The 13,431-nt window shown below is 40.1% G+C and carries 16 protein-coding genes; 15 read left to right on the top strand and 1 reads right to left on the bottom strand.

Annotation, left to right across the window (positions count from 1 at the left end; all coding sequences use genetic code 11):
- The first annotated feature begins 70 nt into the window (after positions 1–70).
- From O3626_RS03435 to O3626_RS03395, 9 genes are all read left to right on the top strand, one after another.
- Positions 71–349, top strand: coding sequence for a DUF2129 domain-containing protein (locus O3626_RS03435; RefSeq protein ID WP_368385657.1), 279 nt, complete (start codon positions 71–73; stop codon positions 347–349).
- A gap of 108 nt (positions 350–457) precedes the next feature.
- Positions 458–1,615: an ABC transporter substrate-binding protein gene (locus tag O3626_RS03430; RefSeq protein ID WP_061455012.1), complete on the top strand. Its 1,158-nt coding sequence runs from the start codon at positions 458–460 to the stop codon at positions 1,613–1,615.
- A gap of 81 nt (positions 1,616–1,696) precedes the next feature.
- The gene (locus O3626_RS03425) at positions 1,697–2,566 is read left to right on the top strand and encodes a branched-chain amino acid ABC transporter permease (RefSeq protein ID WP_049515409.1); all 870 of its coding nucleotides are present in this window, start codon (positions 1,697–1,699) and stop codon (positions 2,564–2,566) included.
- A 3-nt stretch (positions 2,567–2,569) separates the two neighbouring features.
- Complete coding sequence (locus O3626_RS03420) at positions 2,570–3,517, top strand: branched-chain amino acid ABC transporter permease (RefSeq protein ID WP_371495277.1); 948 nt, start codon at positions 2,570–2,572, stop codon at positions 3,515–3,517.
- Positions 3,517–4,281, top strand: a complete 765-nt coding sequence (locus O3626_RS03415) for an ABC transporter ATP-binding protein (RefSeq protein ID WP_371495275.1) — start codon at positions 3,517–3,519, stop codon at positions 4,279–4,281. The genes O3626_RS03420 and O3626_RS03415 overlap by 1 nt, the downstream gene beginning before the upstream one ends.
- On the top strand, positions 4,281–4,991 hold the full coding sequence (locus O3626_RS03410; protein ID WP_003005434.1) for an ABC transporter ATP-binding protein: 711 nt from the start codon (positions 4,281–4,283) through the stop codon (positions 4,989–4,991). Before O3626_RS03415 ends, O3626_RS03410 begins: the two co-directional genes overlap by 1 nt.
- A 443-nt stretch (positions 4,992–5,434) precedes the next feature.
- Complete coding sequence (locus O3626_RS03405) at positions 5,435–6,301, top strand: Rgg/GadR/MutR family transcriptional regulator (RefSeq protein WP_049497821.1); 867 nt, start codon at positions 5,435–5,437, stop codon at positions 6,299–6,301.
- Positions 6,302–6,514: 213 nt separating this feature from the next.
- The gene (locus tag O3626_RS03400; protein WP_257738971.1) at positions 6,515–7,753 is read left to right on the top strand and encodes an MFS transporter permease; all 1,239 of its coding nucleotides are present in this window, start codon (positions 6,515–6,517) and stop codon (positions 7,751–7,753) included.
- A 150-nt stretch (positions 7,754–7,903) separates the two neighbouring features.
- Positions 7,904–8,560, top strand: a complete 657-nt coding sequence (locus O3626_RS03395; protein ID WP_371495272.1) for a CBS domain-containing protein — start codon at positions 7,904–7,906, stop codon at positions 8,558–8,560.
- Between the two features lie 41 nt (positions 8,561–8,601).
- Here the strand turns inward: O3626_RS03395 and O3626_RS03390 are convergent, their stop codons facing one another.
- Positions 8,602–9,489: a YitT family protein gene (locus O3626_RS03390; RefSeq protein WP_014713700.1), complete on the bottom strand. Its 888-nt coding sequence runs from the start codon at positions 9,487–9,489 to the stop codon at positions 8,602–8,604.
- Positions 9,490–9,638: 149 nt separating this feature from the next.
- Between O3626_RS03390 and tmk the strand changes: the two genes are divergently transcribed.
- The 6 genes from tmk to O3626_RS03360 are packed head-to-tail and all read left to right on the top strand — an operon-like array spanning position 9,639 to position 13,431.
- Positions 9,639–10,277, top strand: a complete 639-nt coding sequence (tmk, locus tag O3626_RS03385; protein WP_347112413.1) for a dTMP kinase — start codon at positions 9,639–9,641, stop codon at positions 10,275–10,277.
- Positions 10,274–11,167, top strand: a complete 894-nt coding sequence (locus O3626_RS03380; RefSeq protein ID WP_371495269.1) for a DNA polymerase III subunit delta' — start codon at positions 10,274–10,276, stop codon at positions 11,165–11,167. Before tmk ends, O3626_RS03380 begins: the two co-directional genes overlap by 4 nt.
- Before the next feature lie 9 nt (positions 11,168–11,176).
- Positions 11,177–11,497 (top strand): DNA replication initiation control protein YabA, encoded by a 321-nt coding sequence (yabA, locus tag O3626_RS03375; RefSeq protein WP_014713697.1) that lies wholly within the window; start codon positions 11,177–11,179, stop codon positions 11,495–11,497.
- A gap of 2 nt (positions 11,498–11,499) precedes the next feature.
- Positions 11,500–12,357 (top strand): 16S rRNA (cytidine(1402)-2'-O)-methyltransferase, encoded by an 858-nt coding sequence (rsmI, locus tag O3626_RS03370; RefSeq protein ID WP_371468660.1) that lies wholly within the window; start codon positions 11,500–11,502, stop codon positions 12,355–12,357.
- Between the two features lie 17 nt (positions 12,358–12,374).
- Positions 12,375–12,956, top strand: a complete 582-nt coding sequence (locus O3626_RS03365) for an N-acetyltransferase family protein (RefSeq protein ID WP_371468662.1) — start codon at positions 12,375–12,377, stop codon at positions 12,954–12,956.
- Positions 12,940–13,431 carry a methylated-DNA--[protein]-cysteine S-methyltransferase gene (locus O3626_RS03360; protein WP_371495267.1) on the top strand — a complete coding sequence of 164 codons (492 nt, stop codon included), beginning with the start codon at positions 12,940–12,942 and terminating at the stop codon, positions 13,429–13,431. The genes O3626_RS03365 and O3626_RS03360 overlap by 17 nt, the downstream gene beginning before the upstream one ends.

The following is a 13,431-nucleotide window of genomic DNA, read 5'->3' as shown; positions in this document are numbered from 1 at the left end:
CTCTCATAAAAGAGTAGTTCTTTTTCTTGAAATTTGATATACTAGTAACAAAACGAGAAAGGGATTGACCATGTTTGAGAAACAAGAAAGAACAGGCTTAATTGTTAAATTGTATTACAATCGAGACGGGAAAAAATTACAATCTGTCGGAGATGTCTTGTACCATTCTAAGAAATGCCGTTATGTCCAATTGTATGTGGACAGTGACAAGGCCGATCAAGTCATGGAAGACTTAAAGAAAGAACGTTATGTCAAAAAGGTCTTGCCTTGCCATCTCAAAGATTTAGATACAGATTTTGTGGGGAGTTTGCAACGATTGGAGACCCCATCTGTGGTCACAGAAAGTTAGAAAACGCAATCATTTGATGGATTGCGTTTTTTTTATTGACAATTGTCAGATAATTCGGTATATTCTTAATGTATTTATTTTAAGATTCATTTAAGGAGATCATTACAAATGAAGAAAAAATTTGCTCTTTCATTTTTAACCATTGCAAGTGTCGCTCTTCTTGCTGCTTGTGGTGAAGTTTCTACTTCAGGTTCAAACACAACTGGTAACGAAATCGGCAAAGAACTAAAAGTCGGTTTTAACTTTGAAAAAACTGGTGAAGTAGCAGCCTACGGTAGCGCTGAACAAAAAGGTGCTCAATTGGCCGTTGATGAAATCAACGCTAAGGGTGGAGCTGACGGTAAGAAGATCGTTGTCACAGATAAAGATAACAAATCTGAAACAGCTGAAGCAGCTACAGTCACAACAAACCTTGTAACCCAATCAAAAGTGAACGCTCTTGTAGGACCTGCAACTTCAGGTGCTACTGCAGCAGCCGTTGCCAATGCTGGTAAAGCAGGTGTGCCATTGGTTACACCATCTGCAACTCAAGATGATTTGACAAAAGGTCAAGATTACCTTTTCCGTGCAACCTTCATCGATAGCTTCCAAGGAAAAATCATTTCAAAATATACAACTGATAACTTGAAAGCGAAGAAAGTCGTTCTTTACTACGATAACTCATCTGACTATGCTAAAGGGATTGCTGAAGCCTTCAAGAAATCTTATAAAGGTGAAATCGTAGCAACAGAAACATTCCAATCTAAGGATACAGACTTCCAAGCTGCCCTTACAAAAATCAAAGATAAAGACTTCGATGCGATTGTTCTTCCAGGTTACTACACTGAAACTGGTAAGATCGTAAACCAAGCGCGTGGTATGGGAATCAAACAACCAATCATTGGTGGTGATGGATTTAGCGATGCGAAGTTCGTTGAACAAGCAACACCTGCTGCAGCTACAGATATCTACTACGTAGCTGGATTCTCTACTGAAGGTGAAATGACTGATAAAGCCAAGAAATTCGTAGAAGCATACAAAGCGAAATACAATGAAGAACCTTCAATGTTCGCAGCTTTGGCTTATGACTCAGTTTACATGGTTGCAGAAGCATCTAAAGGTGCTAAGAACTCTGTCGAATTGAAAGACAACCTTGCGAAGTTGAAAGACTTGGAAGGTGTGACTGGTACAATGTCAATCGACAAGAACCACAACCCGGTTAAATCAGCTCTTATGATTGGCTTGAAAGATGGTAAAGTCAAATCTGTTGAGTCTGTTAAACCATAATTATCATTTGTTGTTTGTACAAGAGGCTGGGAGAATAAAAATTCCTGGCCTCGCTCTTTATTGTTAGAAAGGATGGTTCAAATGCTCCAGCAATTAGTGAACGGTCTAATCTTGGGAAGTGTCTATGCACTCTTGGCCCTTGGTTATACCATGGTGTATGGAATTATCAAATTGATCAACTTTGCCCATGGGGATATCTACATGGTAGGTGCCTTTATGGGGTATTTCTTATTGAATTCATGGAAAGTAAACTTCTTTGTAGCCTTGCTTCTAGCCATGGTTGGGACAGCTATTTTAGGAGTTGTGATTGAATACCTGGCTTATCGTCCGCTTCGTCATTCGACTCGGATTGCTGCCTTGATCACAGCCATCGGTGTCTCCTTCTTGCTTGAATATGGGATGGTCTTCTTTGTAGGTGCCAATACCCGTTCCTTCCCTCAAGTTATTCACACAGTTCGTTACAACTTCGGTCCGATTTCCATCTCCAACATTCAGTTGATGATCTTGGGAGTGTCTGTTTTCTTGATGGTCGCTCTTCAATTTATTATCCAAAAAACAAAGATGGGGAAAGCCATGCGTGCTGTATCTGTCGATAGTGATGCCGCTCAATTGATGGGGATTAACGTAAACCGTACGATCAGCTTTACCTTTGCTTTGGGATCAGCCTTGGCAGGTGCTGGTGGTGTCTTGATCGGTTTGTATTACAACTCGATCGAGCCTTTAATGGGAATGACACCAGGGATCAAAGCCTTTGTCGCAGCCGTTCTTGGAGGAATCGGAATCATTCCAGGTGCGGCCCTAGGTGGATTTGTTATCGGTTTGTTGGAAACCTTCGCTACAGCGATTGGTCTTTCAGACTTCCGTGATGCCATTGTATATGCCATCTTGATTGTGATCTTGCTTATCCGTCCTGCAGGTATCCTCGGTAAAAATGTGAAAGAGAAGGTGTAAGCCATGAAACAAAATTTAAAAGTGAATTTAGTCTGGCTTGGTCTTTTGGTCACAGGTTTTGCCTTGATCCAAGTCTTGGTTGCAGCGGGTGTGCTCAACCTCTTCTATATCCAAATTTTGGAACAAATCGGGATTAACATTATCCTTGCGGTTGGCCTGAACCTCATTGTTGGTTTCTCAGGTCAATTCTCACTGGGACATGCCGGATTTATGGCCATTGGTGCCTACTCTGCAGCCATTCTCGGTTCCAAATCACCAACCTACGGTGCTTTCTTTGGTGCTATGGTTTTAGGGGCCTTGATTGCAGGTCTCGTTGCCTTGATCGTTGGGGTTCCAACCCTTCGGTTGAAAGGAGACTACCTAGCAATTGCAACACTTGGGGTTTCTGAAATTATCCGGATCTTGATCGTCAATGGTGGTACTCTAACAAATGGTGCTGCTGGGATCCTTGGTTTGCCAGCCTTTACAACTTGGCAATTGGTTTACCTCTTTGTTGTGATTACAACGATCTTTACTATTAACTTCTTACGCAGTCCAATTGGACGCTCTACCCTTTCTGTTCGTGAAGATGAAATCGCGGCAGAATCTGTTGGGATCAATACGACCAAAGTCAAAGTCATCGCCTTTGTATTTGGCGCGATCACAGCGTCGATTGCTGGATCTCTTCAAGCTGGCTTTATCGGTTCTGTTGTTCCTAAAGATTACTCTTTCACCAATACCATTAATGTCTTGATCATTGTCGTTTTCGGTGGTTTGGGATCAATGTCAGGAACAGTTGTAGCAGCTATCGTCTTGGGTATCTTGAACATGGTGCTTCAAGACTTCTCAAGCGTCCGTATGATCATTTACTCATTGGCTTTGATTCTCGTGATGATCTTCCGTCCAGGTGGTCTTCTTGGAACATGGGAATTCAGCTTGAAAAAACTACTCTCAAAAAAGGAGGCTAACTAATGGCACTTCTTGAAGTAAAAAATTTAACAAAAAACTTTGGTGGTTTGACAGCCGTTGGGGATGTGACCATGGAACTCAATGAAGGGGAATTGGTTGGTTTGATCGGACCCAACGGTGCCGGTAAAACAACCCTCTTCAACCTCCTAACAGGGGTATATGAACCAAGTGAAGGGACCATTACCTTAGATGGTCAGCTACTTAATGGCAAAGCACCTTATAAAATCGCTGCAGGTGGTCTGGGACGGACTTTCCAAAATATTCGTCTCTTTAAAGACTTGAGCGTTTTGGACAATGTCTTGATTGCTTTTGCCAATCACCACAAACCACATGTTTTTGCTAGTCTTTTCCGCTTGCCAAGCTATTATAAGAATGAAAAAGCTTTGAAAGAAAAAGCTCTTGAATTGTTAGCCATTTTTGGTTTGGAAAAAGAAGCAAATACCTTGGCCAAGAATTTAGCTTACGGACAACAACGTCACTTGGAGATCGTTCGTGCCCTTGCTACAGAGCCAAAAATCCTCTTCTTGGATGAACCTGCTGCAGGGATGAACCCTCAAGAAACAGCAGAATTGACCCAATTGATCCGTCGCATTCAAAAAGAATTCAATATTACGATCATGCTGATCGAACATGATATGAGCTTGGTCATGGAAGTAACCGAACGGATTTATGTATTGGAATATGGTCGCTTGATTGCCCATGGTACGCCAGATGAAATCAAGACCAACAAACGCGTAATCGAAGCCTATCTTGGAGGTGAAGCCTAATGTCTATGTTAAAAGTTGAAAACCTCTCCGTACACTACGGCATGATCCAGGCTGTCCGAGATGTCAGCTTTGAAGTCAATGAAGGAGAAGTTGTTTCTCTTATCGGTGCTAACGGTGCTGGGAAAACCTCTATTCTTCGGACCATTTCAGGTTTGGTGCGTCCAAGTGCTGGGAAAATTGAGTTTTTGGGTCAGGAGATTCAAAAGGTTCCGGCTCAAAAGATTGTAGCAGCAGGACTCTCTCAAGTTCCAGAAGGCCGCCACGTCTTTCCAGGATTGACCGTTATGGAAAACTTGGAGATGGGAGCTTTCTTGAAGAAAGATCGAGAAGAAAATCAAGCCAACTTGAAGAAAGTCTTTTCTCGTTTTCCACGTTTGGAAGAACGGAAGAACCAAGATGCAGCGACCCTATCTGGTGGGGAACAACAAATGCTGGCAATGGGTCGTGCCCTCATGTCAACACCAAAACTCTTGCTTCTGGATGAACCTTCTATGGGATTGGCTCCAATCTTTATCCAAGAAATCTTTGATATCATCCAAGATATTCAAAAACAAGGAACAACCGTTCTCTTGATTGAGCAAAATGCCAACAAGGCCCTTGCCATCGCAGACCGCGGTTATGTTCTCGAAACAGGGAAAGTCGTTCTTACCGGAACAGGAAAAGAACTCTTAGCCTCAGAAGAAGTTCGCAAGGCCTACCTTGGTGGATAAGATTTCTAAAGTTTTTTGAAAGGAAAAGTTAGCTAAACCTTTCTTCGGATTGATGACAAAGATAATTTAGAAACTTTCCTTAGGTGAGTGCGGACGTCAGCGAACTTCTACGAAGTTCCATGACTTAGTTTTGAAACTAAGGTTTCAAAACTCCCGAGTGCTAGAAACAATAATGTTTCTAGCACTTTTCTCACGGCGGAAAGTTTCAATATACTCCCAAATGAATCAAAAAAAAAGCATAATTTCTATTATGAAGAAACATTAATCTCATTTTATAGGAAAAACAGTTTGAATATGTTCGAAAGAAAGGTCCTGAAGACCTTTCTTTTTTCATTTTTACTGGCTAAGATTTTTTCTTAGTAAAATAATTTAAAATATATAATTTCCTTTATTAATTTGGTAAAATAAACGTAATTACTAATGACTGAAATGGATTATAAGTTATGCATATAGATCGAAAAATTCAATTGGGTGAATTATATAAGGAACTAAGAATTGCCAGAGGCTTAAAACAAAAGGATGTTGCTAGAAAAGGATTAAGCATAGCACAATTGTCTAAATTTGAAAATGGGCAAACGATGTTAAGTGCTGATAAATTATTAATAGCGATAGAATCAATCCACATGACTTTTGAAGAGTTTGGCCATAAATTAAATAATTATGAATTACCTAAAGATATTATTTTAGGTAAGAAGATATCCACTTTATTTTTGAAACAGGATATTAAAGGATTAGAGTATCTATTAACTGAAGTATTACAGAGTGAAGAGACGGATCAATATCAAAGAATTCAGTCATTTATTATTGAAAATGCGATTCATTCATTAGATCAAAACTATGAAATAAATATAGAAGATAGAAAAGTATTGGTAGATTATCTATTTTCAATTGAATCTTGGACATGGTTTGAATTATATGTATTTGGAAATACAATGACTTTAATTTCAGATGAAGACCTATTATTTTTTGGAGAACAGCTTGCGGAAAGGACTAAAGACTATAATTTTCTTAAACACAATTTAAGTTCTTTAAAATTAACGTACATAAATTTAATTGGCGAATTAATTTTAAGAAAAATTGATACTCAAGTTCCATTGTTTATACTCGAGCTAGAAAAGCTTCTTTTCCCATATGATATGCTAGAAATCATGTTGTTAAAATTTTTAAAATTAGTAAATGGTTACTTAAAGTCAAAAAATTCTAAAAAGGAAATTAAACAATTTATAGAGTCTCTTCGAGTTGTTGGTGATAGTCAACTGATTAATATTTTAGAGGTAAAATTGGACCAGTTTGGGATACATATAAATTAGGCAAAAGATCAGATGTATGAGACAGGATATTTCATATTTGAAACTCTGTTAAATATTTAAAATTTAGTAGTAAACTATATTTAGATATAACAATTAAATACTTCGATATTTTGTTAATTCATATAAAAGAAAAAGTAATTCTGAAAAACTTAAAAATATTTTTTATTTGAATGAAGTTATGTCTATCAAGTTTCTACTAGAAAGGTATAGCAGATGAAAGTTTTTTTAAGAAATATTTTTTTTAGGAATCTGGTCTTGTCTAGTTTCTTCGATGATTTAGGATCAACTATTTATAATCTTGTTTTTGTAGTTTTTGCAGCAAGTATGGCGAATAGTAAATTGGCGGTTGGTGTAGCGAGTTTTATACAATATATTCCAACGATTCTTGCTCTTTTTATTGCAATGCAAGCTGATAAAACAAAGAATAAGAAATTGTGGTTGCTATTATTAGGATATATACAAGCAGTATTATTTATTATGGTTGCGTTCTTATCGAAAGAAAATTCATGGCTAGTTTTCTCAATTGTATGTTTCATTAACATCCTATCAGATTGTATTGCAGAGTACAGAAGAGGCCTAGTATTACCTATGTTTCAGTCACACATTCCCGAAGAAGACCTGATGGAAGCGTACTCTTTTGATCAAGTAATTAGTCAAATAACTTTGATTTCTGGTCAAACTTTGGGAGTTTGGTTACTAACGATTTCTCATAATAATTTCTTCTTTTTAGCTACGATAAATGCTATAAGTTTCTTATTATCATCGATTGTATTGCTTAAAATCCAAAGACAATTGACACATCCAGAAGTTAATTATTCACCAGAAAATGGGTTTATCTCACAACTTAAGAACCTTTACAAAAATAGTAAAAGTATATTTAAATATCAACAGAAAGTACGTTTTGGTCTAATGATTTTTTCAATTTTAGGATTAAATTCGCTAGGCAGTGCTATTTTAATAATGTACAATTTGAAATTTACAGAAATAACTCCCTTTGGTTTATCTTTTGCTCAGTCGGTGTTTTTACTTCAAACAATATTATTTGTTTCAGCCCTAATTGGTGGAATGACCCCTAATGATTATTTTTCTAAACTTTCACTTATTAAAATACTTCAAATAGATAGTGGATTATTAATAGTAATAGGAATATGTGGTTGGATAAATGGTTTGGAAATAATTTCTTTTAGTGTGTTGGCATTCATGATGTATCTTAGTAGTAAGGTAAATCCCAAATTAAATAGTCTCTTAATGGCAAAACTTCCACCGGATATTCTTGCACAAACTAGTAGTTTTTTTAAGGTTATATCAGTATTATCAATGCCATTAGCAACTATTTTGTTTACAAGTTTATCCATGTGGAACTCTCAGTTTGCTTGGGGTGTATTCTTATTATTATCCATTGTGGTATTTGTACTTTCCTTATTTTCTAATAAATCGGCTACTAGTGACTAAGATTAGTTTGCAAGATTTAAATGTTGAATAAAAAGGTAGGTGTGTTTGATTTTTCTAAATTTTGAAAACAAGAGAAAACTGCTGAAAGCGTTTGAAATCATTCTTAAAATCAAGTATAATAAAACTAATAAAAGCATAGGAGAACTTGTTATGGCTGTTAAAGATTTTATGACACGTAAAGTGGTTTACATTAGTCCAGATACGACAATTGCCCATGCGGCAGATTTGATGCGCGAACAAGGTTTGCACCGTTTGCCAGTCATTGAAAATGATCGATTAGTTGGCTTGGTGACAGAAGGTACGATTGCAGAAGCAAGTCCATCTAAAGCAACCAGCTTGTCTATTTTTGAAATGAACTATCTCTTGAACAAGACAAAGGTCAAAGATGTCATGCTTCGCGATGTCATTACCGTCTCTAAATTTGCAAGCTTAGAAGATGCGACCTACCTCATGTATAAGAACAAGGTGGGAATTCTTCCAGTCGTGGACAATGACCAGGTATCCGGTGTCATCACTGACCGTGATATTTTCCGTGCCTTCCTTGAAGTGTCCGGATATGGAGAAGAAGGAGTCCGTGTACGCTTCGTGACGGAAGATAAGGTTGGCGTTCTAGAACAAATCATTCACTTGATTGTAGAAGAAGGGTATAACATCGCCAATACAGTCAATATCCCAACCAAAGATGATCGTGTCGTCATCGAAGTTCAAATTGATGGGGTGACAGATCTAGAAGGAATCCGTAGTAAATTTGAAGCCAACGGTTTGAAAGTCGATGAAATCACTCGAACTAGCGCAAAAGCTATTTAATAAAAAATCAGGCTGGATGATCGTCCAGTCTGATTTTTCTATTAACGAGTAATGGGTTGTTTTTCTTTATCTAAAGTGAAGCCTTCGCCGAGAATTTCATGGGCTTCGGAAATAGTGATAAAGGCGAATGGATCAATACGATTGATGATGTCTTTCATTTGTTTCATCTCATTCCGCGAAACGACACAGTAGACGATATCCAGGTCCTTACGGCTGTAATAGCCCATCCCACGGATAAAGGTAATCCCGCGACCCAGATCGTCAGATACCTTTTGGGCAATTTCTTCTGGTTTAGATGTAACGATGAGGAAGCCTTTTCCAGCGAAACCACCTTCTCCAATCAAGTCGATCACCAGGGTGTCAATCAGGATGAAGAAGAGAGTATACATGGCGGTACGGACATCTTGGAAGACTACGACAACAGTTGTCAGAACAATGGCATCTACAATCAACATGAGTTTTCCCATACTGAGGGAAGTGTATTTATTAAAGATACGAGCGAGGATATCTGTTCCTCCAGTGGTTCCTCCAGCATTGAAGATGATCCCTAGCCCCAAACCAAGCACAACCCCTGAGGCAATACAGGCAAGCAGAATATCTCCTTTAAAGGCGTCAAAGATGAAGTGATGGTAGCGGTGGCTGAGGGGCATGGCTTCAAAAATAGCCATCCAAGCCGAAACCGAAAAGGTCCCCAGTAAGCTCAGATAAAGAGATTTCTTGCCCAGCAGTTTCCAAGCCAAAACGAAGAGAGGGATATTGATCAGCAAGTTCATGATGGATACAGGGATTTTGAAAAGGTAATAGGTGATCAAGGTAATCCCTGTTGCTCCTCCTTCATAGAAGTGAAAGGGAATGACTAAAAAATAGATCCCAAACGAAAAAATGCCGGCCCCAAAAATGATAGCCAGAATATCTTTAAATTTAAACATGATAGGTTGTCTCCTAAAACTTTATAAGAATATTGTAACAAAAAAGTGAAAAAATGAAAATGACTTTGAAAAATTTTCTCTCCTAAAATACAAGATTTTTACCCTTATTTTTGGTAAAATAAAAAGAAGAAAAACAGAAAGAGGATACTATGGTAAACGGTACATTAATTTCATTTGAAGGTCCAGAAGGAGCGGGGAAATCATCGGTCCTAGAAGCCATTTTGCCTCTACTTGAAGAAAAAGGAATCCCTTTTATTACAACCCGTGAACCAGGTGGTGTCGACATTGCCGAAAAGATCCGCCAAGTCATTTTGGATCCAGACCATACTAGTATGGATGCCAAGACCGAGTTGTTGCTCTATATTGCTAGTCGCCGGCAGCATTTGGTGGAACGTGTCTTGCCAGCCCTTGCAGCTGGGAAAGTTGTCTTGATGGACCGCTTTATTGACAGCTCGGTGGCTTATCAAGGGTATGGTCGCGGTCTGAGTGTGGAAGACATCGAGTGGCTCAATCAATTCGCGACAGATGGCCTGAAGCCAGACCTAACCCTTTACTTTGATCTGGATGTCGAAGAAGGGCTCGCCCGAATTGCCAAAAACCAAGAGCGGGAAGTCAATCGTTTGGATTTGGAAGGATTGGAGCTTCACCAAAAAGTCAGACAAGGTTATTTGGCCTTGTATGAAAAGGAACCAGAGCGCATCGTGAAAATCGATGCCAGTCAATCCTTTGAAGCAGTCTTTGCGGATGTCTTGGCTGTTTTAGAAAATCGCTTGGGGACATTGAAATGAAGCTAGAAGAGATCCAACAGCTCCAGCCAGAATTGGTGGAGCGCTTCACCCAGATCCTAGAACACAAACAGCTCAGTCATGCTTATCTTTTTACCGGCTCTTTTGCCAGTTTTGAGATGGCCCTCTTGCTAGCTCAAAGTCAGTTTTGTGAAGATTTGCAAGGAGTCTGGCCTTGTGGCAAATGTCGGTCCTGTCGCTTGATTGCTGAAGAAGAATTCTCAGACGTGAAGATCGTGCGTCCAGTCAACCAGATCATAAAGACTGATCGTATTCGCTCGTTGGTTCAAGACTTTTCTCAATCCGGATTTGAAGGAAGTCGGCAGGTCTTTATCGTCCAAGATGCGGACAAGATGCACACCAATGCAGCCAATTCTCTCTTAAAAGTCATGGAAGAGCCCCAGAGTGAGATCTATCTCTTCTTGTTGACATCCGATGAAAACTTGATTTTACCGACCATCAAAAGTCGGGCCCAGCAGGTCCATTTTCCCAAAAAGCAAGCCTACCTTACCGAACGTCTAGAAAAAGAAGGTTTGATTAAATCGCAGGCAAGTCTAGTAGCTCGATTTAGTTTTAGTCTTGAAGAGGCAGAGCAGCAAAAAAAGAATGCTACTTTTTTTGAGTTGGCGAAAGTTTGTAATCAGTTCATCGAACGTTGTCACTCCAATTTGAATAGCGCCTATTTGGAAGTGACCCGATTGGTGAGCTTAGCAGATGATAAGGTAAAACAAAGCCAGGCTTTTCGTTTGATGGAGTTGTCTTTAGAAGAGCAGTTACGCTTGAGCAGATCCCAGCAGTTGCTGGAAAAATTGAGTCTTGCTCGCACCATGTGGAAGGCCAATGTTTCTTTTCAAAATGCTCTAGAATATATGGTTTTGAGCTTAGAAAGTTAAGGAGTCAGAATGAATAAAAAAGAATTATTTGATGCTTTAGACGGCTTTTCTCAGAATTTGTTGGTCACCTTGGCTGAAGTTGAAGCCATCAAGAAAAATTTGAAACAAGTCATCGAAGAAAATACAGCTCTTCGCTTAGAAAATGATAAATTGAGAGAGCGTTTGGGGGAAGTTGAGAAGACCGCATCCGCAAAGTCACAACACCATGGCCGTGAAAATTTGCAACGCATTTACAATGATGGTTTTCACATTTGCACCTATTCCTATGGTCAACGCCGTGAGAACGATGAAGAGTGTATGTTTTGTGACGAGTTGTTATTTAGGGAGTAAGCATGCAGATCCAACGAAGTTTTAAAGGGGAAAAGAAAACAGGGGTCCTTTACCTAGTCCCAACACCGATCGGCAATCGTGAAGATATGAGTTACCGCATGGTCCAGACCTTAAAGGATGTGGACTTGATCGCAGCTGAGGATACCAGAAATACAGGCCTCTTGCTCAAGCATTTTGAGATTAGGACTCCCCAGACTAGCTTTCATGAGCATAATGCCCAGGAGAAAATTCCAGATCTGATCGCCCATTTAGAATCTGGAAAAGATTTGGCGCAGGTCTCAGATGCAGGACTCCCAAGTATCTCTGATCCTGGTCATGATTTGGTCAAGGCAGCGATTGAACGCGAGATTCCTGTTGTAGCTGTTCCTGGTCCAAGTGCAGGGATTACTGGCTTGATTGCCAGTGGCCTAGCACCTCAACCTCATATTTTTTACGGATTTCTGCCTCGCAAAGAGGGGCAACAAAAGGCCTTTTTCCAAGGAAAAGTGGCCTATCCGGAGACACAGATCTTTTATGAGTCTCCCCATCGGGTGAAAGCAACCTTAGAGAATATGTTGGCTGTCTATGGGGATCGTCCGGTTGTCTTGGTTCGTGAATTGACCAAGATCTACGAAGAATATACTCGCGGCAGCATTTCAGAGTTAGTCGCATTTCTTGAAGAAAATCCCCTCAAAGGGGAGTGCCTCTTGATCGTCGAAGGAGCTAAGGAAGAAGTGCTAGACCTAGAAGAGGTCGATTTGATCCAAGAGATCGATACCTTGGTCCAAGAGGGGATGAAGAAGAATCAAGCAATCAAACAGGTCGCCAAACAATACGGCCTGCAAAAGAGTGAGCTTTATGCTCGTTACCATCAAGAGTAGGAAAGGTTGGAAGCAGGATGGAAATTAGAATGGCTTATCCAAATGAGATCCAGCGAATTATGGAAATCATCCAAGATGCTAAGGAAAGCCTGGCTCAAAGACAGGTTGACCAGTGGCAGGATGGTTATCCAGATGAAGAGATCATTTTTGAGGATATACTAGAAAGTCGTGGCTATGTGGCCGTTGAAGATCAGGAAGTTGTCGCCTATGCTGCCGTCCACAAGGGAAATGAAGCGGCCTATAATGAGATTTACGATGGCAAGTGGGAGCATGACAACTATATGTATGTTACTTTTCATCGTGTCGCTGTAGCCAAAGAAGCTGCTGGCAAAGGGGTGGCTCAGACCTTCCTTCAAGGTTTAATCGAAGGAGAAAAAGGGCCGGATTTCCGTTGCGATACGCACCCGGATAATCTAGTCATGCAACATTTGCTTGAAAAATTGGGCTACCATTATTGTGGAAAAGTCCCAATTGATGGCGTCCGTCTGGCTTATCAAAAGATCAAACGAAAAGCAGAAACCAGTTTGTTCCAAGTGGTCTCAGAAGAGGACCGCTGGGACCAAAGAGCAGAAGCGGCCTACAATGACACTCTATCTTAAACAATTCTATGAGAGCCCTATGGGACTTCTTTCGATCATTGTCAGTAAGGAAGGCCTTGTAGAGCTTGATTTTTATGATCCGAAAGAAGATGCGCCTGATCCTTTTGGGGCGCTGGAGCAGTTCCATCCCTACCATGAGAAGGTGAAGGAGTGGTTGGACCATTATTTTGCTGGGGCCCCAATTGTGATCAGTTTTCCATTAGCGCCAAAAGGAACAGCCTTTCAAGAGCGGGTATGGCAGTTGTTGCGAGAAATCCCCTATGGTGAGACTAAGACCTATGGGCAGCTGGCCCAAGATCTTTCTTGTGGTTCTGCTCAGGCCGTGGGACAAGCAGTTGGGCGCAATCCCTTGTCGATCCTAGTTCCCTGTCACCGCGTGATGGGAAAAAATGGAGAATTGACAGGCTATGCGTCTGGACTCGATCGTAAACGCTGGCTCTTACAACACGAAGGAATTACGTGGAAGGAGAAATGA

This window comes from Streptococcus sp. 20925_1_77 (assembly GCF_041432125.1).
GTDB lineage: Bacteria > Bacillota > Bacilli > Lactobacillales > Streptococcaceae > Streptococcus.
Note: the sequence above shows the minus strand (reverse complement) of the source record. Positions and strands in the feature narration are given on the sequence as shown.

Bases quoted from the DNA above. Each gene is read 5' to 3' on its own strand.
- O3626_RS03435 (WP_368385657.1), top strand. From the start codon at position 71: ATGTTTGAGAAACAAGAAAGAACAGGCTTAATTGTTAAATTGTATTAC.
- O3626_RS03430 (WP_061455012.1), top strand. From the start codon at position 458: ATGAAGAAAAAATTTGCTCTTTCATTTTTAACCATTGCAAGTGTCGCT.
- O3626_RS03425 (WP_049515409.1), top strand. From the start codon at position 1,697: ATGCTCCAGCAATTAGTGAACGGTCTAATCTTGGGAAGTGTCTATGCA.
- O3626_RS03420 (WP_371495277.1), top strand. From the start codon at position 2,570: ATGAAACAAAATTTAAAAGTGAATTTAGTCTGGCTTGGTCTTTTGGTC.
- O3626_RS03415 (WP_371495275.1), top strand. From the start codon at position 3,517: ATGGCACTTCTTGAAGTAAAAAATTTAACAAAAAACTTTGGTGGTTTG.
- O3626_RS03410 (WP_003005434.1), top strand. From the start codon at position 4,281: ATGTCTATGTTAAAAGTTGAAAACCTCTCCGTACACTACGGCATGATC.
- O3626_RS03405 (WP_049497821.1), top strand. From the start codon at position 5,435: ATGCATATAGATCGAAAAATTCAATTGGGTGAATTATATAAGGAACTA.
- O3626_RS03400 (WP_257738971.1), top strand. From the start codon at position 6,515: ATGAAAGTTTTTTTAAGAAATATTTTTTTTAGGAATCTGGTCTTGTCT.
- O3626_RS03395 (WP_371495272.1), top strand. From the start codon at position 7,904: ATGGCTGTTAAAGATTTTATGACACGTAAAGTGGTTTACATTAGTCCA.
- O3626_RS03390 (WP_014713700.1), bottom strand. From the start codon at position 9,489: ATGTTTAAATTTAAAGATATTCTGGCTATCATTTTTGGGGCCGGCATT.
- tmk (WP_347112413.1), top strand. From the start codon at position 9,639: ATGGTAAACGGTACATTAATTTCATTTGAAGGTCCAGAAGGAGCGGGG.
- O3626_RS03380 (WP_371495269.1), top strand. From the start codon at position 10,274: ATGAAGCTAGAAGAGATCCAACAGCTCCAGCCAGAATTGGTGGAGCGC.
- yabA (WP_014713697.1), top strand. From the start codon at position 11,177: ATGAATAAAAAAGAATTATTTGATGCTTTAGACGGCTTTTCTCAGAAT.
- rsmI (WP_371468660.1), top strand. From the start codon at position 11,500: ATGCAGATCCAACGAAGTTTTAAAGGGGAAAAGAAAACAGGGGTCCTT.
- O3626_RS03365 (WP_371468662.1), top strand. From the start codon at position 12,375: ATGGAAATTAGAATGGCTTATCCAAATGAGATCCAGCGAATTATGGAA.
- O3626_RS03360 (WP_371495267.1), top strand. From the start codon at position 12,940: ATGACACTCTATCTTAAACAATTCTATGAGAGCCCTATGGGACTTCTT.